Annotated in this window: 13 protein-coding genes; 3 read left to right on the top strand and 10 right to left on the bottom strand. The window is 52.6% G+C overall.

All coding sequences use genetic code 11. From position 1 onward, the window contains the following. Positions 1–3: 3 nt before the first annotated feature. The 3 genes from ACYVK4_RS16585 to ACYVK4_RS16575 all read right to left on the bottom strand — a co-directional run bounded on the left by ACYVK4_RS16585 (position 4) and on the right by ACYVK4_RS16575 (position 4,175). Positions 4–1,560: a serine/threonine protein kinase gene (locus ACYVK4_RS16585; protein WP_461128636.1), complete on the bottom strand. Its 1,557-nt coding sequence runs from the start codon at positions 1,558–1,560 to the stop codon at positions 4–6. After that, on the bottom strand, positions 1,560–3,011 hold the full coding sequence (locus ACYVK4_RS16580) for a PP2C family protein-serine/threonine phosphatase (RefSeq protein WP_461128635.1): 1,452 nt from the start codon (positions 3,009–3,011) through the stop codon (positions 1,560–1,562). Before ACYVK4_RS16580 ends, ACYVK4_RS16585 begins: the two co-directional genes overlap by 1 nt. A 150-nt stretch (positions 3,012–3,161) precedes the next feature. Continuing rightward, positions 3,162–4,175, bottom strand: a complete 1,014-nt coding sequence (locus tag ACYVK4_RS16575) for an FHA domain-containing protein (RefSeq protein ID WP_461128634.1) — start codon at positions 4,173–4,175, stop codon at positions 3,162–3,164. Between the two features lie 579 nt (positions 4,176–4,754). Between ACYVK4_RS16575 and ACYVK4_RS16570 the strand changes: the two genes are divergently transcribed. The 3 genes from ACYVK4_RS16570 (at position 4,755) to ACYVK4_RS16560 (ending at position 11,687) form a co-directional block, all read left to right on the top strand. After that, positions 4,755–8,831: a putative Ig domain-containing protein gene (locus ACYVK4_RS16570; RefSeq protein WP_461128633.1), complete on the top strand. Its 4,077-nt coding sequence runs from the start codon at positions 4,755–4,757 to the stop codon at positions 8,829–8,831. A 253-nt stretch (positions 8,832–9,084) separates the two neighbouring features. Beyond that, positions 9,085–10,401: an aminotransferase class V-fold PLP-dependent enzyme gene (locus ACYVK4_RS16565; protein WP_461128632.1), complete on the top strand. Its 1,317-nt coding sequence runs from the start codon at positions 9,085–9,087 to the stop codon at positions 10,399–10,401. Positions 10,402–10,712: 311 nt separating this feature from the next. Continuing rightward, positions 10,713–11,687: a Gfo/Idh/MocA family protein gene (locus ACYVK4_RS16560; RefSeq protein ID WP_461128631.1), complete on the top strand. Its 975-nt coding sequence runs from the start codon at positions 10,713–10,715 to the stop codon at positions 11,685–11,687. A gap of 378 nt (positions 11,688–12,065) precedes the next feature. Here ACYVK4_RS16560 and ACYVK4_RS16555 read toward each other — a convergent pair whose 3' ends face one another. The 7 genes from ACYVK4_RS16555 to ACYVK4_RS16525 form a co-directional block, all read right to left on the bottom strand. After that, positions 12,066–13,208: a glycerate kinase gene (locus ACYVK4_RS16555; protein WP_461128630.1), complete on the bottom strand. Its 1,143-nt coding sequence runs from the start codon at positions 13,206–13,208 to the stop codon at positions 12,066–12,068. 83 nt (positions 13,209–13,291) lie between these two features. Next, on the bottom strand, positions 13,292–15,469 hold the full coding sequence (locus ACYVK4_RS16550) for an alpha-amylase family protein (protein ID WP_461128629.1): 2,178 nt from the start codon (positions 15,467–15,469) through the stop codon (positions 13,292–13,294). 54 nt (positions 15,470–15,523) lie between these two features. Continuing rightward, positions 15,524–17,233, bottom strand: a complete 1,710-nt coding sequence (locus tag ACYVK4_RS16545; protein WP_461128628.1) for a GMC oxidoreductase — start codon at positions 17,231–17,233, stop codon at positions 15,524–15,526. Between the two features lie 39 nt (positions 17,234–17,272). Beyond that, on the bottom strand, positions 17,273–17,845 hold the full coding sequence (locus tag ACYVK4_RS16540; RefSeq protein WP_461128627.1) for a gluconate 2-dehydrogenase subunit 3 family protein: 573 nt from the start codon (positions 17,843–17,845) through the stop codon (positions 17,273–17,275). Positions 17,846–18,093: 248 nt separating this feature from the next. Continuing rightward, on the bottom strand, positions 18,094–19,335 hold the full coding sequence (locus ACYVK4_RS16535; RefSeq protein WP_461128626.1) for a saccharopine dehydrogenase family protein: 1,242 nt from the start codon (positions 19,333–19,335) through the stop codon (positions 18,094–18,096). Between the two features lie 167 nt (positions 19,336–19,502). Then, entirely contained in the window at positions 19,503–20,561 is a 1,059-nt protein-coding gene (locus ACYVK4_RS16530; protein ID WP_461128625.1) for a hypothetical protein, read from the bottom strand. 8 nt (positions 20,562–20,569) lie between these two features. Further along, complete coding sequence (locus ACYVK4_RS16525; RefSeq protein ID WP_461128624.1) at positions 20,570–21,205, bottom strand: ABC transporter ATP-binding protein; 636 nt, start codon at positions 21,203–21,205, stop codon at positions 20,570–20,572. Positions 21,206–21,250 lie beyond the last annotated feature (45 nt).

Below are 21,250 nucleotides of genomic sequence, written 5' to 3'. Positions count from 1 at the left end.
TTCTTAGTTTAATGGCTCAGTTGATGAAGCCAGTGAATCGGAAGCCGGTGGAATATCCGGCGACTCATAACCCGCTATTTTACAGGTTAGTCGTGTTCCCCGATCACTGTCCGGAGCCGATTGGATAGGTTTTGAGTTTGGCTGTACCTGATTAAAATAGACCTTCTCCGTCTTGTATAACCCACCACCGTCCTTGTAGTAATTAACCTGCACCACCACATAGGTAAAGGACAGCCGGGTTGGGTTATTCAATTGAATCTGAAGACGCTTGATCCCGCCAAAAAGTCCCACTTTAAAATTTACAGCCTTTGCCTTAACACTGTTAACGGCTGCGAGAGCCTCCTTCCGAAGCCGCTCCCGTCGCCGGACCTCTTCCTGCTGCTGCCTGATTCGGTCGGCAGCTGTATCCGGTTGCGATGTTGCCCTGGTGGTGGTGCCGATGGGCTGTTCCAGCGAAGAAGTTTCGCCAATGGGTTCAGAAGCAGGCTTTGACGTGAGGTAATACAGGCCTCCCAGGACCACTAACGCTACCGCAACAAAGGCTATAGCTTTCCCTGAACTTACCCGTTGCTGAGGTTTGTTTATTGGTACTGGTCGTGCTGCTATGGCTGGCACGGGGACAGGAGCTGGAACCTGACTCACATCAGCGGCTACAGGGGCTGCCGCCGGGACGGTTACCGGCCTGTCTGTAGAACGGTTAGCCCGGCCAGCTTCCAGGTAGGCAAGTTCTGTTTGCTTAAGTAGCCAGGTCAACTCGTCCGGATCGCTTAGCCGTTCCGAAGCTTTCTTTTTCAGGAGCCCTTCCAGCAAGTTTGTAAACGGACCCAGTGACTGGCCCTTTGCCGAGACTGTCAACGGGGGCGGAGCATCGGTAAGCACCTTGTTCATGAAGGTGACAATGCCCGCGTGATCTGTCATGGCAAAGGGCACTTTACCCGTCAGACATTCGTACAGCACAACACCCAGCGAGTAATAGTCGGTAGCGGGTCCAACTCCCTTCGGATCATTGAACTGTTCCGGGGAAGCATATTCATAGGTCATCAGCGACTGACCCGTCATGGTATTCGACTGGTCATGTAACCGCGCCACTCCGAAATCGGTCAGCAGAAAATGCAGCTCACCGCTTATCAAGGGTCGATACAGAATATTATCGGGCTTGATGTCTCGGTGGATGATTCCCTGGGAATGTATCGCCTTGAATGCACTGGCCATTTGCAATCCCAACCGAATGGTGGTGGGCACATCAAGATGGCCCTGTGCTTTGAGCAGATCGCAAACGCTTCCGCCTTCGATCAGTTCCATAACAATATAAGGCAGCTCGGCTTCCAGCTGCACCTCCCGCACCTTCACAATGTTAGGATGGGCAATGCTGGCCATGATCGATGACTCCCGCTGAAACCGGCGGAGTGTTTCTTCGTCGGTATTCAGGGCAAAATGTTTAATCGCCACCAGATCGTCCGTTTCGAGGTGTCGAGCCTTGAGAATCCGGGCATTGCTCCGGCCCAGCTCACTCAGAATTTCGTAGCCGGGAAACCGGGAGTTAAATCGAACGGTAGCCATCAGGGACGATTAGGTTTAGGCAGAACAGGCTGTTGTTTCACCGCTATCGAAATAACGGTATTTACGCAGCTATCTTGTTGAATAGCGGCCCTAACGGGCGTGTCTACACGCTTAAAGAACACGTTTTTAAGTTGCAGGGTCGTCTGGTCGGTTGTTTCAATACCGGTAGTGAACCCGCTGATTATCAAATTGTCCAGGTTGATCAGGCCCCGGCGGTCCACCCGAATGGCAACGGCTGCATTGATCGTATCACTGGGTATGAGCACGGTCATTCGGCTGCTGCCTATAAGGGCGAGAAGGGAGTCTGTCAGCAGAATTGGCTTGTTCAGGCGCAGGGTGTCATCAGATAAAACCAGCCGGTGGTCTGGGCTTCGAAACGCTGTTTGAAGGAGAGAGTCGACACGAGAGGGAGTTATGGTTAACTCGGTAGTATCCGCTGACGTATCGGCTCTGGAAAGCGAATCGTTACTGACTATACCACTGCCGGATGGCCACGACTGGTACCAGAAAATACCCCCCACCAGACACAGCAGGACAACGGCCATGGCAATCCAGCGGCCCATTGATGAGCGTTTGACGGGTTGCGGTTCAACCGGATCCGGGCTGATAGCGGGGGCTGATACCGGAGCAATAGGTACTTTTTGCTTCCGGACGGGCCTGGAACTGGCAACGGCTTCCGGAGTCATGGGTTCACTTGTTTTCGCAGGGTTCAGGGCCAGCACGACGGTGATATTGTCGTTGCCTCCCTGCTGATTGGCCACGCGTACCAGTTCAGACAATTGCTTGTCGAGCGAAACGGGTCGGTTAAGGATCGCTTTTATCTGGGCCTGGGTGATCATATCGGTCAGGCCATCGCTGCACAACAGCAACTGGTCGCCGGGCAGAAATGACGTTTCCCCCGATTCCAGAAAATCTGGATCATCGACCCGGTGGGTGGTTGAGCCTACTTCCCGCAGTATCTCATTCCGGCGGGGGTGGGCCATCGCTTCCGACTCGGTCAGTTCGTTGGCATCTTCCCGAATGCCTACCATCGAGTGATCGTGCGTCAGTTTTGCCAGTTCACCCTGGCGGTAGCGATACAGGCGCGTGTCGCCCACGTGCACGAAATACAGTTTGCCGGTGCTTACGTCGGCGAGGGCGGCCGTGAGCACGCAACACATCTGGCCCAATTTGGGGTCTTGCTGGCGTTGTTCGTTGATCTGATTATTGGCAAACACCACGGCTTCACGCAGCATGGAGAGGGGGTCGCCGTTGGGGGTTGCCATGTATTTTTCGATAGACTGCCGCGCAATAGCTGCAGCCCGGTCGCCCCCGGCATAACCGCCAACGCCATCGATCACCACCAGCAGTGCACTGGCTTCCGACCAGATTGGGGTGCAGATGAAGGTGTCCTGATTATCCTTTCGACGTTGGCCAACATCCGTTAGCCCGGCGATTAGTAATTCATTCATTCGAAACGGGATAGTGGGTAGTATCTGATAGGCTAACTCATCCTTTGCCGGTTGGTTTGGCCTTATCGGGGTAAATTCTGAAAATGCCTGATGAGCAGAAACAGCACAAAGATGAACAGGAGAAGAACAAGCAGGAAGTCGATCATTAACTTATACGTTGCGGTGAAAATGAAGCGTAACCATGCTGTTGAGTAAGATCTGGGCACGATCGGGTAATTCAACCCACTGGGGACTAGCCGGTTCGCTGCGCTCAACAAGCTGCTCATTCACCCGGGTCTCGTTGCGGCTAAATGAAGCGATCTGAAACGACTGGGTCGAATCGTTGTACCGAATCCGGGCGTGCGGGTTCGACACATAGGCGGATTCAAGAAGCAAATAATTGGGGAAATGCTGGTTCTCCGGCTCCTTTCGGGCGATCACAATTTCCCGGTCGCGCATGAGATAGGTATCTTCTTTGTTCAATTCGGCAATGTAATAACTGACCTGTGCCAGACCGGCCTGTAAGCTCGCTGGCAATGGGGAAGGGGAGGGGGCCACTCGGGTAGCACCGGCCGGTGGAGGTTGATTGACGGAGCTAACGGGCTGATTAAAGTTGAATTTTACAACAAACGCCCCCGGTTCCCGGAAATCAATATGCTGAAAGGTGTTCAGATCGACATCCACTTTTTCATAGCGGTTGGTTTGTTTTACCCGTTGGGTCACGTTCACTTTGCCGCCCGCTGCCGGGGTTTGTACATTTCCCGGCAAAATACCCGTTAACGCACCAATCACTTTTATATCTGAGGGATTGACTGTTTCGCCGTTAAACTCCCGTCCGGCACCGAATTTAAAAAACCAACTGGTTGCCACCGGCGACACGCGCCCGTATTCGTTCCTGTGCTGGTCTATACTGGCGTTAAATGCCTGAACACATTCATTTACCACTACCGGAAAAGCATTCTGACGGTCTTCGTACGTATCCGGGTGCAAAATAATCAGGAAGTGCGCGTTGAACAGCATGCTTGTCCCGACGGACTCGCGCTGAATGGAGTCCTCGAAACTGGCTTTGAGTTCGTCCAGAATACGTTTATTGGTTACGTTCGATATTGGGTTAGTGTTGGGTTGACTGGGTGGAATGATCAGATTGCTCAACTTACCGAGCCAGCCACCGGGCTGATTTGCCATGTATGGACAATTTAAGGAGGGATTTCACTGCTATAAACGTCAACTCTCCTGGCTTTCTTTAGTTTGAGGCTGGTTATTTTTAAGTAGTAAACTACAGCGTTGTTCAAAAAAGCAAAATCAGACTTGATCGATAGAATTAATTTACGTTCCAGAATAAATAATTAAACAATTATCCGATCGTGCTGCAAGCGGAAAAAGTAGTTTTTCTAACGCTTACAAATAATCTTTTTAGTGAAGTCAGCTATAAACAGGATATGTTAAAATTTTGACAATCAGGGCTAATGGCCTTTTTACCCTGCTATTTTTCCATTACTGAATAGAATACCGTTACCTCAAACGCCATACCTGGCGAATGTATAAATATTTACATGATATATTAATAATATATTAAAAATTAAATTAGTTGTCAATATGTTAGTAAGTTTATAGGGTAAATAAACTAATTGATTGTAAATAAGTTAATCCGCTTAATAACAAAGGTTTCCTGGGATTGTACTGTACTTTATGAAGAAAATCTCTTCTTTTCTCCTTCTATTTTTTGGCTTATTCGTCCACAAAGCTGCTTATTCTCAGCTCACTATGCCGCTCTCCCGAATCGTCTTCCAACGGGGGCAGGATAACCGGACGAATGTACCCGTTCAGGGTAATTGCCCTACATCAGCCGATCGTGTCCAGATTCGTGTAACAGCTATCAACGGAGGGGAGTCGAGGGACTGGGCAACGTTTGGTTCGGTATCAAATGGTACTTTTTCCGGGACGGTAAATTTGTCAGGAGGCTGGTACTCCCTTCAGGTTCGTGCCATGTCGGGTAGTTCTGAGGTGGGTAACTGGTCGCTGGACCGGTTTGGTGTTGGTGAAGTGTTTGTCGTGGCGGGGCAATCGAATGTATACGGCTCCCCCTACGCGCAGAATCTGACGGCTCAGGATGACCGCGTGTCGACGCTGAATTACTTCAATTTCCCGGCCGGAACAGTTGATGAGCAGAACCTGCCTAAATCCTTTGTTCAGGCGGGGGCTGGTATGCCTATAGGCCCTCATAATGCGATGCTGGTTTGGGGTGGACTGGGCGACAAGCTGGTTGCCCGGTTGGGGGTACCGGTCCTATTTCTGGGCGCTTCCTATCCCGGAACATCGTCGGCCAACTGGCGGGATGCAGCCAATGGGGTGGAAAATGTTGGTTCCTTAAATAAACAGGCACCTTATCGTCCACTGGGAATAACGCTTTCGTATTTTATTAAACGCACGGGCATTCGTTCCATACTCTGGCACCAGGGAGAGAGTGATAATGGCGTTACATCCCAGGGCGACTACGTGTCGAACATTACCACCTTAATCAATAAAACACGATCGCAAACTGGCCTTGGCAACCTGGGCTGGATGATCTCCAAAGTGTCTTACTATGGAGTCAACGTGGGACACGAAACGGATCAAGCCATAATCAACGCGCAAAACCAGCTCGTTGCTCAAACCAGTAATGCGTTTGCGGGAGTTTCCACCGATCAGTACAACGGTCCAACGTATCGGTTTGATAATGTGCATATTAATGATAGTGCCTATCCATTGTTTGCCGATTTATGGAATCAGGCGTTATCTGATGACTTTTTCGCTCGTTGTCAGCCCTCAAAGCCTTCGTCTACCCCCTCGATTACTACAGGATATATTTTTCCATTAAATCGTAACGGTGGGGATCATATTCAGATCCCATTTATGGCAACCGCACCTGTTCGGGAAGATAACCAGTATAAAGTCCAGCTCCTGAAAGAAAACGGCGACCTGATTGCTGATTTAGGTGTGGGCAGTCGGGTGGGCGATAATATGCTCGATATTCAACTCCCCGTTGCGGCTGATGGTCGGGTAAGGGTACGTATCAACTCAACCTCTCCCGCCCGAACAGGTGAGATGTCCGAGGTGTTTATTGCGCACAAAACAGGGGATGACCCATTCCCCACGACGCCCACCACACCCACGACGCCAACAACGCCTACCACACCCACAACACCCACCACCCCGACGACCAATCCGAGTGGTGGGAACTACAGCGGTTTTGTGGATGGCAAGTCCTGCTCAAGCATCAATGGCTGGGTCTTCAACAGCTCGGTACCCGACCAGCCCATCACCATCGAGGTGGTTAAAGACGGGGCCGTCGTGCTGACCCAATCAGCGGCTAGCTACCGGGGCGACCTGCAGGCCGCGGGTTTCGGCAACGGCAACCATGGTTACAGCCTTAATACGCCCGATGCTCTTAAAACGGGCAGTCCGGTGAACGTGACGGTTCGGGTGCAGGGCAGCAACTATGTGCTGACCAACGGCAGCTTCTCGCTCAACTGCCCGGCCAGTGCCACCCCTTCACCACCCCCCACGCCCGCCAACCGGGCCCCGGTGGTGGCTGCTACGGTCAGTTTGCCCGCGGGCACGGTCGGTCAGGGTTACACGGCCAGTGTGCCCGCGGCTAGTTTTTCGGACCCTGACGGCAACACGCTAACTTACACGATCAGCGGATTACCGGCGGGTCTGTCGGCCTCGGGTCTGGCTCTTAGCGGCACGCCCGCCAGTGCGGGCACGACAACGGTGACCATCCGGGCAACTGATCCGGGCGGGCTGTGGGTGGAAACCACGGCTCAACTGGTTATTAATGCCGCCACCCCGCCCACGACGCCGACCCCTCCAACCCCAACAACCCCAACAACCAATCCGAGTGGAGGCAACTACAGCGGTTTTGTGGATGGCAAGTCCTGCTCGAGTATCAATGGCTGGGTCTTCAACAGCTCGGTACCCGACCAGCCCATCACCATCGAGGTGGTCAAAGACGGGGCCGTGGTGCTGACCCAATCGGCGGCCAGCTACCGGGGCGACCTGCAGGCTGCGGGTTTCGGCAACGGCAACCATGGTTACAGCTTCAATACGCCCGATGCTCTTAAAACAGGCGGTCCGGTGAACGTGACGGTTCGGGTGCAGGGCAGCAACTATGTGCTGACCAACGGCAGCTTCTCGCTCAACTGCCCGGCCAGTGCTACTCCCTCGCCACCGCCCACGCCCGCCAACCGGGCTCCGGTGGTGGCTGCTACGGTCAGTTTGCCAGCAGGCACAGTCGGTCAGGGTTACACGGCCAGTGTGCCCGCGGCTAGTTTTTCGGACCCCGACGGCAACTCGCTAACTTACACGATCAGCGGATTACCGGCGGGTTTGTCGGCCTCGGGTCTGGCCCTTAGCGGCACGCCCGCCAGTGCGGGCACGACAACGGTGACCATCCGGGCGACTGACCCGGGCGGGCTGTGGGTGGAAACTACGGCTCAACTGGTTATTAATGCCGCCACCCCACCCACAACGCCGACCCCTCCAACCCCAACGACTCCGACAACACCCACCACCCCCACGACCAATCCGAGTGGAGGCAACTACAGCGGTTTTGTGGATGGCAAGTCCTGCTCAAGCATCAACGGCTGGGTCTTCAACAGCTCCGTACCCGACCAGCCCATCACCATCGAGGTGGTCAAAGACGGGGCCGTCGTGCTGACCCAATCGGCAGCCAGCTACCGGAATGACCTGCAGGCCGCGGGTTTCGGCAACGGCAACCATGGTTACAGCCTTAATACGCCCGATGCTCTCAAAACGGGCGGTCCGGTGAACGTGACGGTTCGGGTGCAGGGCAGCAACTATGTGCTGACCAACGGCAGCTTCTCGCTCAACTGCCCGGCCAGTGCTACTCCTTCACCACCCCCCACGCCCGCCAACCGGGCTCCGGTGGTGGCTGCTACGGTCAGTTTGCCCGCGGGCACGGTCGGTCAGGGTTACACGGCCAGTGTGTCAGCGGCTAGTTTTTCGGACCCTGACGGCAACACGCTAACTTACACGATCAGCGGATTACCGGCGGGTCTATCGGCCTCGGGTCTGGCCCTTAGCGGTACGCCCGCCAGTGCGGGCACGACGACAGTGACCATCCGGGCGACTGACCCGGGCGGGCTGTGGGTGGAAACCACGGCTCAACTGGTTATTAATGCCGCCACCCCGCCCACCACACCGACTCCTCCAACGCCAACCCCGCCTACGACGCCGGTAGCTTCGGTTACGATGCCCGTAGGGTCGGTGGACATCAGTGATTGTGAGCGGCAATATGGCTGGGCGCGGGATGCTGCCGTTGCCAATGGCGTTGTTTCGGTGATCATGTCCTGGGATAATACGGTCGTAGCAACGATAAAGGCATCCCAGTTTCGGCAGGATTTAGCTACCGCCTTTGGTGATAACGGGCAACACGCTTTTCAGTGGGATGTGCCGGCAACGTTGCGGTCGAGTGGTACGCATACCGTATCGATTCAAATTGCCGGGGCACCGGCGCCGTTTTTTACCTCCACTGTTTCCTGCCAGTCTTCGGGTAGCCGGATAGCAGCTGTTGCTGCGGAAGAAGTTACCCAGTCTTGGCAAGTGTTTCCTAATCCTGTTATCGAGTACGTTACGATTCAGGTGCCTGTAAAATACACCAACGCGACATTGGGATTAACGTTGATGTCAGCAGATGGCCGAACGCTGGTTACTCCCTCGTACCAGTTTAGTGATGGCCAGATCAAACTGAACATGGGAGGATTGCCAACAGGACAGTATTTGGTGCGGGTTATAGCCAATGGTCAACCGGCGACAACGCTTTCGATGCTTAAGCTGTAAACAACTCTGAATTTAAAGAGGTAGCTGCTTTCGAGCCTGAACTCATTACTTAACGACCGGTAAAGAAACGCCAGCTGTTCGGTAATGAGCTCAGGCTCGATTTATTAACCGTTCTTCTCTTTGGCTTCGTGTATTAAACCCGGTGAGAGAAAGGAAGGACAGAATATTGAAAATCGTTATTGCTTGATATTGAGTAGAAAACGGTATAGTTTTACTGTGTATCGATCTTCAGAACCTCTATCGTCTTCCCTGTATGTCAACTCGCAGAACATTCTTCCGTCAAACGGCAGCCGCAGCGACCGGTGCGCTCACCCTTCCGCAGTTCCTTCCTGAATCCATTGCCAAACCTATTTCCATGGCAGATGCTTCGACGAAATCGGCTACCGAGTGGGCACAGGATGAAGATTTCTGGGCGTGGGTAAAATCAGAATATACAGTATCCCCCAATCTGCTTAACCTCAACAATGGCGGAGTTTGTCCGCAGCCAAAAGTTGTGCAGGATGCACACATTCGGTTTTACCAGTATTGTAACGAAGCGCCATCCTACTACATGTGGCGCATTCTGGACCAGGGACGCGAATCCCTGCGCGAAAAACTGGCCGATTTAGGTGGCTGTTCAACCGAGGAAATCGCGATCAACCGGAATGCCACCGAGGGGTTGAATACGGTCATCTTTGGGTTGAATTTAAAACCGGGTGATGAGGTGATTCTGACGAAACAGGATTACCCGAATATGCTCAATGCCTGGAAACAACGGGAAAAACGGGATGGTATCAAACTGGTTTATCTGGACTTGACACTGCCGAGTGAAGATGACGATGCGCTTGCCGAACAATACATTAAGGCGTTTACGCCCCGGACGAAAGTGGTGCACGTAACACACATGATCAACTGGGTCGGGCAGGTAATGCCGGTTCGTAAAATTGCCGATGCTGCACACAAACGGGGAATCGAGGTAATTGCCGATGGGGCGCACTCGTTCGCCCTTTTCGATTTCAAGATTCCCGACCTTGGGGCGGATTACTACGCTACCTCCCTACACAAATGGCTTTGCGCCCCTTTTGGCAGCGGCATGCTTTATATTCGACAGAACAAAATAAAGAACGTGTGGGCCCTGCTGTCGAGCAATGAACCTGATGGGCCGGATATCCGCAAGTTCGAAACGCTGGGCACGCGATCCTTTGCTTCCGAGATGGCTATTGGTACCGCTGTTGATTTTCACAATAGCATTGGCACCGCCCGGAAGTTTGCCCGAGCGCATTTTCTCAAAAATTACTGGATGGAGCGGGTGCGTGAACTGCCGGGTGTTAAACTCCACACCTCATTTAAACCCGAATATGCGGGAGCCGTTGCCCTGTTTTCCATCGATGGGATGAAGACCAGTGAGGTCGACAGCCAACTGATGAACAAGTACAAAATTCACACGTCCGGAATCGACTGGGAAAATATCCACGGTGTTCGGGTGACGCCCCATATTTACCACAGTACCAAAGACCTCGACCGGTTGGTTACGGCCATTACCGAAATATCCGGGAAACAGGCCCTGGCCGCAAAACAGAAAAAAAGCTGATTGGGAAGAACTGATGGCCTAGGGCAAAACAGAGTTTAACCGTATTGATATAAAAAACGCTGGCTCCAAAAGGGCCAGCGTTTCGCTTCCTATCCACACCATAAATAGCCCGACATGTGTTGGGCTAAGTTACTTTCCACCTTACGCGGGTACCCTAAAAACTGTGGCAATAGGAGCTGCATAGCGGCCTGTATGGGTTTCACTGGTCATCTCCGTTACCAAGAACAGGACATACATTTGACAGATCCGACAGCGATAAGGTCGATAGTATTTCACGCTTAGCTGCTTTTGCCTGTTTTGATCCAGAAATCATGAACCAATTGAAATGGGGTATAATCGGTTGTGGAGACGTAACCGAAGTGAAAAGCGGACCTGCGTTCAACAAAGTCCCTAACTCATCGCTTGTCGCGGTGATGCGGAGAGACGGCCTAAAAGCCGCCGATTATGCCCGTCGCCATAACGTACCGACCTGGTACGACGATGCCGATGCACTCATCAATGATCCTAATGTCAATGCAATTTATGTAGCGACGCCCCCCGGGAGCCATGCTGAATACGCTATTCGGGCGATGCGCGCTGGAAAGCCGGTTTATGTCGAAAAGCCGATGGCCCTCAATGCCGGGGAGTGTGCAGCCATGAATCAGGTCAGCCGCGAAACGGGTGTCCCCTTGTTCGTCGCATTTTACCGGCGGTCGCTGCCTTATTTTTTGAAAGTCAAAGAACTCATCGATCAGCACGTTATCGGCGACATTCGGTCGGTGATCATTCAGGTACACCAACAACCTATAATTAAGTCAGGGGATAGTCAGCCAAACTGGCGTGTTTCACCCGAAGTGTCTGGAGGGGGACTATTTCACGATCTAGCTTCTCATCAGTTCGATTTTCTGGAATTTGTGCTTGGTCCGATCAAAGCGGCCAGCGGTATAGCCAGAAATCAGGCGGGATTATACCCGGCTGATGATCTTGTGGTAGCCAATTTTGAATTTGAGTCGGGCGTCTTGGGGAGTGGAAGCTGGTGTTTCACCGTCAACAAAGCGCAGCGCATCGACCAGACACAGTTCATCGGGTCAAAAGGCAAACTTACATTCTGCTTCTTTGAGAAATTTATCATCCGTGTCGAGACCGAAGCCGGTGTTGAGGAATACACGATACCCTTTCCCGAGCATGTCCAGCAGCCCCTTATCGAACAAATTGTAAATGAGCTGCGGGGGGAAGGCAAGAGTCCCAGCACCGGAGAAACGGCTGCCCGAATAACGTCAATCCTGGATGCTATTACGGCCCGGTAGAACTTTGTTTGAGAGTCATTTCAGTATGAAGAGAGATTAAATTTTTACCTGGTTCAAGTGGAAAAATGTATATGAAAATTTAATATCGTAAACTATAGATATATTTTATATTTGAATGATATATAAACACATAACTATTTTAAACGTCAACGGAGATGAGATTACTAGTAAACAACCAGCTTTTAACGGTCTTATTAGTCGTACTTTCTTGTATCTTTTTGGAGACGACCACGATAGGAATGAAAGAACTTTTGTTCTGTTTAGTGGGCATGATAAGCCTATCTCTCCTGATTGTGCTCGTATATGTTATTAGGGGGAATGTTCGTAAAAAGGGTAGTCCGGCCTGGTTGATTAAAATCAGCGGTTAATCCCCAATTATTACCGGCCTTTCATCGCCAGTAATGTTCCGATCTGCTTGGCTAAGCGGACCAGATTCTGGCGGGTATGTGCAAGCGCGGTGTTCAGGTCGGTCGGTTCATTACCGATCGCCAGGAGTACATCGAAGTACTGACCCATTGTCTCATTTTGGGTAAGAGGTACTTTTCCTGCAATGCCGATGACGGGTAGTTGACGGGCCTTCGCCTGTTGAGCTACGCCAAACGGCCCTTTTCCGTGAAGTGTTTGTTCGTCAAGACTGCCTTCGCCGGTGATGACAATGTCGGCACTGGCAACGGCTTTCCCAAAACTGGTGAACTCCAGAAAAAAGTCGATACCATGGACAAGTCGGGCATTTAACAGGGCGTAAAGTCCGGCCGCCACCCCCCCGGCGGCACCCCCATGCCGGACGGCGGCCATGTCGATACCCGTTTGTTGCTGAACTACTTTCGCAAAGGTGGCCAGGCTGGCATCCAGTTGGTTGACGCCTTCTGGGGTGGCACCTTTTTGCGGGCCAAAAACAGCAGCCGACCCCTCAGGACCCAGCAACTTATTGTCCACGTCGCAAAGTATAGTTATCTCACAACCTAACACGCGCGGGTCGATGGCCGACAAGTCGATCTGAGTCAATTGGATCAAGTCCTGAGGGAAGGTTAACTCGTATTGGGAGGCATCCAGAAACCGGATACCCAGCGCCCGGAGTATGCCGGTGCCGCCATCTACTGTAGCGGAGCCACCAATCGCCAGCACCATTTTTTTTACGCCTTTGTCCAGCGCCTGCTTCATCAGTTCGCCGGTTCCGAACGAGGTAGCCCGCAGGGGATTCAGTTCCTGAGGTTCAACCAGTTGAATACCTGATGCATTCGCCAATTCAATAATGGCCGTTTCGCCGGTATCGACCAGTCCAAACGATGAAAATATTGTGCGGTTAAACGGGTCGTTTACGTGGACCGAAACCCGTTCGCCCGCCAGTTTCCGGATCATCAGTTCACCCGTTCCATCCCCACCATCCCCAACGGGAAAACATTCGCACACGCAGTCCAGACGACTGCTTTGTAATCCTTCCTGAATCGCCAGCGCTACGTCGGTCGCGTTTAGACTGTGTTTGAAGGCATTTGGCGCAATGAGGATACGGGTTGGCATCATAGATATGGAGAAAACTGAAAACGAGAGAATTGATCGGTTGGCTTACTACAAGACCGGTCGTTTCTCCAGGACAAATAACCTGATCAGGCCAAGTCAAGGGCTACAATTTCGTGATCCAGGATTTTAGGGACGGCCACGGAGAGTTTACCCCCTTTTAGGTCAAATTTTGGTGCTTGACCGCTCATGAGCAGCTTCACCCCGGTCACTTTGGCTCCCGCAGGAACCTGAACCGTAACTTGAGCGGATACCGGTATCAGTTCCCGGAAGGGTCCTTTCATCATCATTGGATTCGTCAGGTTGACCAGGTGGACGGTCATTGATTTTTCCTGTCGCCAGACGTTCACATCAATGACGCCCGGCCCCTCAATCGTAGTAATGGGGGCTTCATCAAGGGCCCAGTTGATAATATTGCTCAGTAATTGACCATGATCGGTACCGAGTAGCTGCCAGAAAGACCGGTCCAGATCACCGGGAATGTAAGCAACCCGCCCTTTGCCTACCTGACGCAGGTACAACTCCCGCGTATCCGTTTCGGCCACGCGTGGGTAAACGTCTTCCATCGGAAGATCGGGGTAGGTGGGAATAAGAGTTATTGGACTGGGGAAGGTTGCCGTCGGTTTTACATTGACTTTGAAAATGGAATTGATGATCCGTGGGGTATCGTCGAGACCCTTTAGAATTTGCTGGGTCTGGCTATTTTTAACCTCATGGCGCAGTTGCAGGTAACTGTTGCGCATGGGTCCTTCCACCTTTTGGTCGTAGGAAACGCCGAACAGGCTGGCGAGACCAAAATCCGGGCGTTGTGTTCCATCTTCATCATAGAGCGATGTTTCGAAAGTAGCTACAACACTACCCCCTTTGCTGACGAACGCCTGAATCTGCCGGCACTGTGCATCGGAAAGAGCTGCAATATTAGGCAGTATCAGTAATTTAAACCGCTTCAGGTCCTGGGGTGTTAACAACCGATCGTTCACCATGTCGAACGGAATGCGGTTCTCTACCAGCATGTGGTACATGCCATCGAGGTGGTCACCGGGTTTCAGCTGCCACGGCTTCCCGCCGTAGTTTCGATCGGTTTGTTCGGAATACACGACGCCAACACGAGCCATAGGAGCGGTGTTACGCAGGTATTTTTCGTTTTTGTAGTAGCCTTCATACAGTTTGGCTACGGCTTCCATCCAGCGCTTGTCGTAAATGTCGCCCCCGAATTTCACGAAGCAGGGGCGCATGCCGTTGGCCGTCCCTTCAGCCGCCCAGATTCGAATTTCGGCGTCGTTCTGAACGGAATCTTTCCAGCGATATTCCTCTTCAATCCCGACGCTGAAAATGCCGATCAGCGGTTTCATGCCGAGCGTTGACCGGAGTTCTTTCGCCCCTTTTCCATTGGCCCAGGGAGCGGTAAGTCCGCGCCTGGCCTGCTGATCGGCAAAGAAGAGATCGGCTTCTTTACCCGTCATGACTTTATCCGGAAAACCGTTGGGAATGAAACGGGCGGTTGGTTTTTGCTTCCGAATGTCGGTATCCCAGAGGGACCATACCTCACGGAGCCGCTTCATGCGCCAGTCGGCCCATTTGCGGTAGGTCGTATCCAGTTTCTCCGCTTTTTGGGGCAACTCAAGTCCCGAGAAGGCCTTGAAATTGGTTTTGCAATGCTCGCAGTAACAGATATCATGACCATGCCAGCGGTTTGAAAAAATTCCTTCGGGCTGGAATTTTTCCATGATCTCGTGGTTGACCCGGGTCATGAAGTCGAAATTGTACGGCCCCAAGGCGCAGGTTACCCATAGGTCAGGATTGGCCCAGTGACGGCGTTTCTGTCCGTCGACGGTAACGGCAATCCAGTCGGGGTGCGCGTCATAAACGTTCTGCCGGGCCGCGTGGGGATCGGTGCGGAGCATGATTTTCATCCCCTGTTTTTTACAGCCCTCCACCAGATACCCAAGGGTGTCGGAATTGCCCATAAAATCGCTGCGATGGTGCAGTGGAATCTGGGTCGGATAAAACGCAACGATACCCCCGGCGCTGAGCAGGGCACCATCGGCATGGATACGCTTAAAGTAACTGAGCCAGAAATCGGGGTCATAATGGCCGGGGTCACGCTCCACAAAGGCCAGCTGGGCCCACCGCATCGGTCCATCGAGCCAGAAGGTTTCTGAAGGAGCCAGTGCCCCGGAAACCGCATTGGCCAGGACTGACGACCCCGGCAGGGCATAGGCCCCGCCGAGGAGTCCGGTCGTCTTTATAAAATCTCGTCTTTCCATTTTATACGTAAGCGTAATCACCGGGAAGGGTGGTCCGTTGAGTATTCTCCAGCCCTAAAGATTGTGTGCTTTTAGCTGAGCGACGGCATAGTTGGCCGCCCGGGCTGTCAGGGCCATGTAGGTCAGCGATGGATTTACGTTCGAAGCAGAAGTCATGGCTGATCCGTCCGTTACAAAGACGTTTTTGCAGGAGTGAACCTGATTAAACTTGTTCAGCACCGACGTTTTGGGGTCTTTACCCATCCGGGCGGTTCCCATTTCGTGGATGCCGAGGCCCATGTGGGCAACCGGATTATCGTAGGCAACCACATTTTTGAATCCGGCTGCTTCGAGCATTTCAGCCCCATCGTTCATGATGTCTTTCCGCATCGCCAGTTCGTTCTCGCCAAAATCCGCATCGAAGACTACCTGTGGTAGTCCCCATTTATCGGTTTTGTCTTCACTCAGGTAAAAGCGGTTATTCGGGTTGGGCAGCACCTCGCCAAAGCCGCTCAGGTTAATCTTCCAGGGTCCCGGCTGTGTCATTTTCTTCTTGAAGTCAGCACCAAAGCCCGTCTCCGTCGCCCCCCTCGACCAGTCGGCACGGGTAGCGCCCCCCTGGTAGCCGAAGCCCCGAAGGTAGCTGCGCTTGTCGTTGCCCCAGTTCCGGAAACGGGGGATGTACAAACTGCCTGGTCGGGCGCCGAAGAAATAGTCATTTTCGAACCCGTCGATGTCGCCCCGCGCGCCAATGGCCAGGTGGTGGTCCATCAGGTTACGGCCCAGCTGGTCGCTGTCGTTGCCCAGTCCATTCGGAAAACGGGCCGATTTTGAATTCATCAGAATGGAGGTCGAACCAATCGTTCCGGCGTTCAGAAAAATGACTTTGGCGTAAAAGTCCATGACCTCCATGGTGTTCTGGTCGATTACCCGCACACCTTTGGCTTTCTGCGCTTTATCGTCCAGGATAATTTCCTTCACGATGGCATTATGCACAATCGTCATCCGATTGGTCTGACGGGCAGCGGGCAGGGTAGCGGCCAGGGAGCTGAAATAGGCCCCAAACGGACAGCCCCGCGTGCAGCGGTTGCGAAACTGGCAGGTGGCTCGACCCACCGCGGTATGCATTGGCTGGGGCTTGGTCAGGTGGGCAACCCGCCCGATGGTGATGGGGCGGTTCAGCTTCTGGGCTACCGATTTCTTGAGATGGATTTCCGGAGCCGTCATGGCCATGGGCGGCTGAAATTGGCTATCCGGTAAGACGGCCAGCCCTTCGGCCTGACCGCTGATGCCGACGAACTTCTCGACGTAGTTATACCAGGGAACCAGATCCTGGTAGCGAATGGGCCAGTCGACCCCCAGACCTTCTTTGGCATTTGCCATAAAGTCTTCATTGTTCCAGCGGTAGGTATGTTTGCCCCACACTACCGATTTGCCGCCGGTATGGTAGGCCCGAATCCAGTTGAAGGGCCGTTTTTCAATGTAAGGGTTTTCCTTATCGTTGGTAAACATGTGCTGAGAACCCTCTTTTGCCGAAAAGTACATCGTAGCGTAATGCTCTTCGGCCGCTACGTTGGTGATTTTCCCCCGGTGCTCAAATTCCCAGGGGTCTTTGAACGCTGTCTTGTAGTCTTCAACGTGCTTCAGTTCATAACCCCGTTCGAGGACGAGCACGTTCAGGCCTTTTTCGGTCAGTTCTTTGGCCGCCCAACCGCCCGTCATGCCCGATCCAACCACAATGGCATCGTAGGTCTGGGTTTTGGCTGCTTTTATATTTAGGTACATAGTTGTCAACAAGCAAAAAAGTGAATGGGTAAACGATGGTCAGGCCTGATTGCCATACATGAAATCCTTCTGGCCCGGTTTGATTTTGATAGCCTCAAACTTTCCCGGAATGGGCTGGTAATCGAAGGAGGCTTTGATGCCCGCTTCCGAAGTAAAGTAGCCTAACAGGGTGAGTTCTTTACTGATGAGCCAGAAAGTGGGCGCGTTTGCTTTCTGGGCATCGGCTTCAATTTTTTTGAGGATCGTGGTTTGCTGATCAGGCTGGAGGGCTAAAAAGCCATTCTTTTCCAGTTCGCCAAGGCCCGATAAAAAGGTATCCTGCGCAGGTTTTTTATAGCAGTCACGCAGCATAATTTCCATGAAATCAGGTACCCCCACGTCGAGGGCGCCGGGTGATACCACGCCGGACGAATCCGTGCGGGGGATGATGAGTTCGGCGACCCGACCCATAATTTCATGCTGTGTTTCTGTCAGAAACTTTCCGGTATGACTAGTACCTGTGCTGCGGTTTGGCCCAAGTTCTTCCCACCGATTCATGGCCTGGAGGGTAGGGGCCGAAAAAACTCCGCCCAGCATCCAGGCAACCTGTGATACTGCTTCCCGTCTGTTCATTCGCTTATAAATTGTGTATAGTGTAAGAAGACTGATTACGGGCTTTAATACCCGGGGTTTCGATTGATATTTCCCTGTTAATGGCAATCTGATTTTGTATATCGTTTTTTTTAAGGCAAATGTTGGGATTTTGGTCGTCCAGCGCCTGTCGGCTGCAAAGGCAATACATGGGTTTGCTACCAAAACGAAATGGTCAAAATTCCCCTGTTAAAACGGGTTGAAGTTCAGCGTGTTGTGTTTCCGGTTGCTTAAGCCTGCGGAGTGGTTGGCATTACAGTAAAGCTCAGTCCGGCATGCGCTTGCAGCCGCTCAAGCAGCCGATTGCCAAACAGGGTGGCTGGTGTATAAAAGCCGCCGGGTGCACGCTCTCCGGGCGTGTCCAGCGCAAGCGCGAGCGCGGCCTCGGTAATCATTTTTGCCGTGGAACCATACCCTGGATCACGGTCGCCTGAAACGCGAACCTGTAAAGTTTGCCCCGTCTCGGTCTGGCCGTATACGTCATGTACAAAGAAGCCAGATCGCTGCGCTTCCGGGCTGGGACCTTCACCCGGTTTAGGTAAAAAACGGGCGATTACCGACCGGAGCGGCCGAACCGCTACCGCCAGCATAAACCCTCCGATACCCAGCGTTACGGCCGAAGCGCCAAGATAGCCTAACGCACCTTTTCCGACCAGCATGGCTTCGTTATAAGTGAAATTTGGATGGTAGTGTAAAAAGGCGTTAGAGCGTTGAACAACCCGTTCGTTCACCGCAGCCATTATAAAAGGAGCCATCCACGACTTCGCCTGTTCATCGTAGCTTACGGAAAGTACGGGCGTTTGCCGGGGTCGTTTCCTTTCGGCTGGCGGACAAATCAGGTACGGGTTTGACAAGTCTTTGCGCAGGCTGGCATCACCAGATGCTTCTTTTATCAGGTTAAGTACGCTGGCAATGGTACCACCCGACGCTCCACCTTTTGCCGCTTTCACCCGCATCGATACGCTTGAGCAAAACCTACCAAAACGAGCTTTCGCCTGTTGTTGCAGGAAGTAAACCCCCATGTCGGATGGTATGGAATCGTAACCGCAGCAGGGTACAATTCGGGCACCGGTTTGTTTGGCGACAGATTCGTACCGGTCAATCATGCGTTTAATCCAATGAACTTCGCCGGTTAAGTCGCAATAATCGGTGCCTGTTTCAGCACAGGCTTTCACCAACGGCTCACCATACAAGGCATAAGGCCCTACCGTCGACAGAACAACATTGGTTTGCCGGCACATGCTGGTAAGGGATTCTGCTGATTGTGAGTCCGCTATAAGGATAGGAAGTGTTAAGGCCGACTCACCCAGCGAATCGCGTAGGGCCAATAGTTTCGTTTTAGAGCGGCCCGCAATGGCCCATTTCACCGGACCATCAATACCGTATTCGTCAAACAGGTAGCGGGTAATAATCTGGCCCACAAAACTGGAAGCGCCAAATACGATAATATTGAAGGTTTGTGAATCGGCCATGAACTAGCTGTAGGTAAAATAGGAACGCATCGCGTTGTATTTACGAAAATAGACAGGATTTACCCACTTGATTCCCAAACACTGGAATTGGCGGAAAGAACTTCGCCCAAGTGCTGAAAGAGCGGTGGTCATTCAGCAGGTGAAAAGAGTGATTCTAGGTTCAACGCTTAAGTGCGGAATCTGAACCACAGCCCTGCTGCCCCTAACCAACCCGTAATCAGCCAGATATACACGGGGATTCCGAACATAATGAGTAACAGCCCACCAATGAAACTGGCTAACACGCCTGACAACCAGCGTTCGGGGTTGATCGTTTGCGGATAAGCCAGGGCGTGCAGCAGCAGAATCCAGCCCCAACCCGTCAGCCAGAGCCAGAAGATGTAATCCAGCCGAATTTCTATGGGACAGTTGCGTAACAGTATCAATAATTCCGGCAGCCAGATCAGCCCATACATAACCGCATACCGACTGAGACGTTGTACCCGTGAGAAGGGCAGGTTAGGCAACAGAAGCAGGTATTTACGCTCAAACGCACTCAGCTGCGTGCCTACCTGCGAGTGCCCCAGTACAGCCAGCAAAAGTCCGATCAGCAGGAGCCGCTGGTCGTAGTCATCGGTGGGGTAGAGCCGACACACACCCGCCAGCAAAAGGCACGAAAAGGCTTTTGTCAACACCAGCGACAAGGGTTCGTGCCGCAGCCAGTAGGTTGGAAAAAACAACTCATAGCGAAGCGAAACCGATACGTGCGGGAGCCGAAGTGCCTCAGGGTTTGGGTGCCGTAACCGGTAATCGGCCAGGGCAACGCCCGTAATGGTCAGCACGACTAATATAAGAACAATGCACGTCAGGGAATCCCACCGCTGGTAGATACTGGCAATCTGAATCATCCACCCGCCGTAGGCGATAATCGGGGAAAGCAGGCCCACCTGAACGATCAACCAGAACGACCATCGGGTTAACGCAGGCAGGAGCCAGATTGTCTGTAGGAAAAGGTGCTCCGGAGCGGTCAACTCCTGCCATATGAACGACACCGTTTTTATGAGATACAGCCCCCACATCACAAATACAATGGCCAGCAGCAAGGGTGAACCCAAAGCCGCCGTGATCAGAGCTTTGTGCTCCACGGCGCTTAGAAACCCAAAGGCAAGCAGTAGTAGGACCAGAAACGTACCCGCATTTCTGGCATAAAAAGCACTCACAAAAATCCGGTTCAGTAATGTCAGCATGGCCCGGCCTACGTAGTTAGTTCAATAACACCGTTGCCAACCTGCCAGATGCTGGTTAACGGGAGGCCCGTTAAACGGATATCCTGATGGGAAGTAAGCAGAAACGAGACATGTTGCTCGGTGTGAAGTTGCCGGATATACGCGAATAGTTTTTCGGCAGTGGCCACATCCAGGGTCGTTAAAGGCTCGTCGAGAAGAATCAGTCTGGGCGTTCCGAGGAAGGCCAGCAGCAGTGACAGTTTCTTGAGCATACCGCTCGAAAACTGGCCGGTAGGCTGAGTCCAGAAGGTATCGACACCCAGAAGTTCGGCCAGTGCTTCAATTTGTCCGGCGGGGGCTTTCTTGGCTTTGCCCACAAATCCTGCCAGATCGCGGGCCGTCAGAAAGGTGGGGTACACCGGCTCGGCTTCCGCATAGTTGACCCGCATTCGATACGCCACCGGGTCTCGGGTTATGTCAAATTTGCCTTCTAACTCAATCGTTCCGGAAAAAGGCAGCAACCCGGCCACCGTCCGGAAAAACGTCGTTTTTCCCGACCCATTTCCGCCCTGAAAATAATGAAATCCCGGCGACAAATGCAGTTCCGGTATTGTCAACACGGGTTGACCGCTGTAGGATTTGGAAAAGTTAGCGACGGTAAGCAAAGCTTTGTATTTATTGGGTTAAGCAAAGAAAGTGACGAATGAAGC

Source organism: Spirosoma aerophilum, assembly GCF_054782495.1.
The sequence above is the reverse complement of the archived record's forward strand: the minus strand, read 5'-3'. Positions and strand labels throughout refer to the sequence as shown.

Bases quoted from the DNA above. Each gene is read 5' to 3' on its own strand.
- ACYVK4_RS16555 (WP_461128630.1), bottom strand. From the start codon at position 13,208: ATGATGCCAACCCGTATCCTCATTGCGCCAAATGCCTTCAAACACAGT.
- ACYVK4_RS16550 (WP_461128629.1), bottom strand. From the start codon at position 15,469: ATGGAAAGACGAGATTTTATAAAGACGACCGGACTCCTCGGCGGGGCC.
- ACYVK4_RS16570 (WP_461128633.1), top strand. From the start codon at position 4,755: ATGCCGCTCTCCCGAATCGTCTTCCAACGGGGGCAGGATAACCGGACG.
- ACYVK4_RS16585 (WP_461128636.1), bottom strand. From the start codon at position 1,560: ATGGCTACCGTTCGATTTAACTCCCGGTTTCCCGGCTACGAAATTCTG.
- ACYVK4_RS16575 (WP_461128634.1), bottom strand. From the start codon at position 4,175: ATGGCAAATCAGCCCGGTGGCTGGCTCGGTAAGTTGAGCAATCTGATC.
- ACYVK4_RS16580 (WP_461128635.1), bottom strand. From the start codon at position 3,011: ATGAATGAATTACTAATCGCCGGGCTAACGGATGTTGGCCAACGTCGA.
- ACYVK4_RS16565 (WP_461128632.1), top strand. From the start codon at position 9,085: ATGTCAACTCGCAGAACATTCTTCCGTCAAACGGCAGCCGCAGCGACC.
- ACYVK4_RS16535 (WP_461128626.1), bottom strand. From the start codon at position 19,335: ATGGCCGATTCACAAACCTTCAATATTATCGTATTTGGCGCTTCCAGT.
- ACYVK4_RS16540 (WP_461128627.1), bottom strand. From the start codon at position 17,845: ATGAACAGACGGGAAGCAGTATCACAGGTTGCCTGGATGCTGGGCGGA.
- ACYVK4_RS16530 (WP_461128625.1), bottom strand. From the start codon at position 20,561: ATGCTGACATTACTGAACCGGATTTTTGTGAGTGCTTTTTATGCCAGA.
- ACYVK4_RS16560 (WP_461128631.1), top strand. From the start codon at position 10,713: ATGAACCAATTGAAATGGGGTATAATCGGTTGTGGAGACGTAACCGAA.
- ACYVK4_RS16545 (WP_461128628.1), bottom strand. From the start codon at position 17,233: ATGTACCTAAATATAAAAGCAGCCAAAACCCAGACCTACGATGCCATT.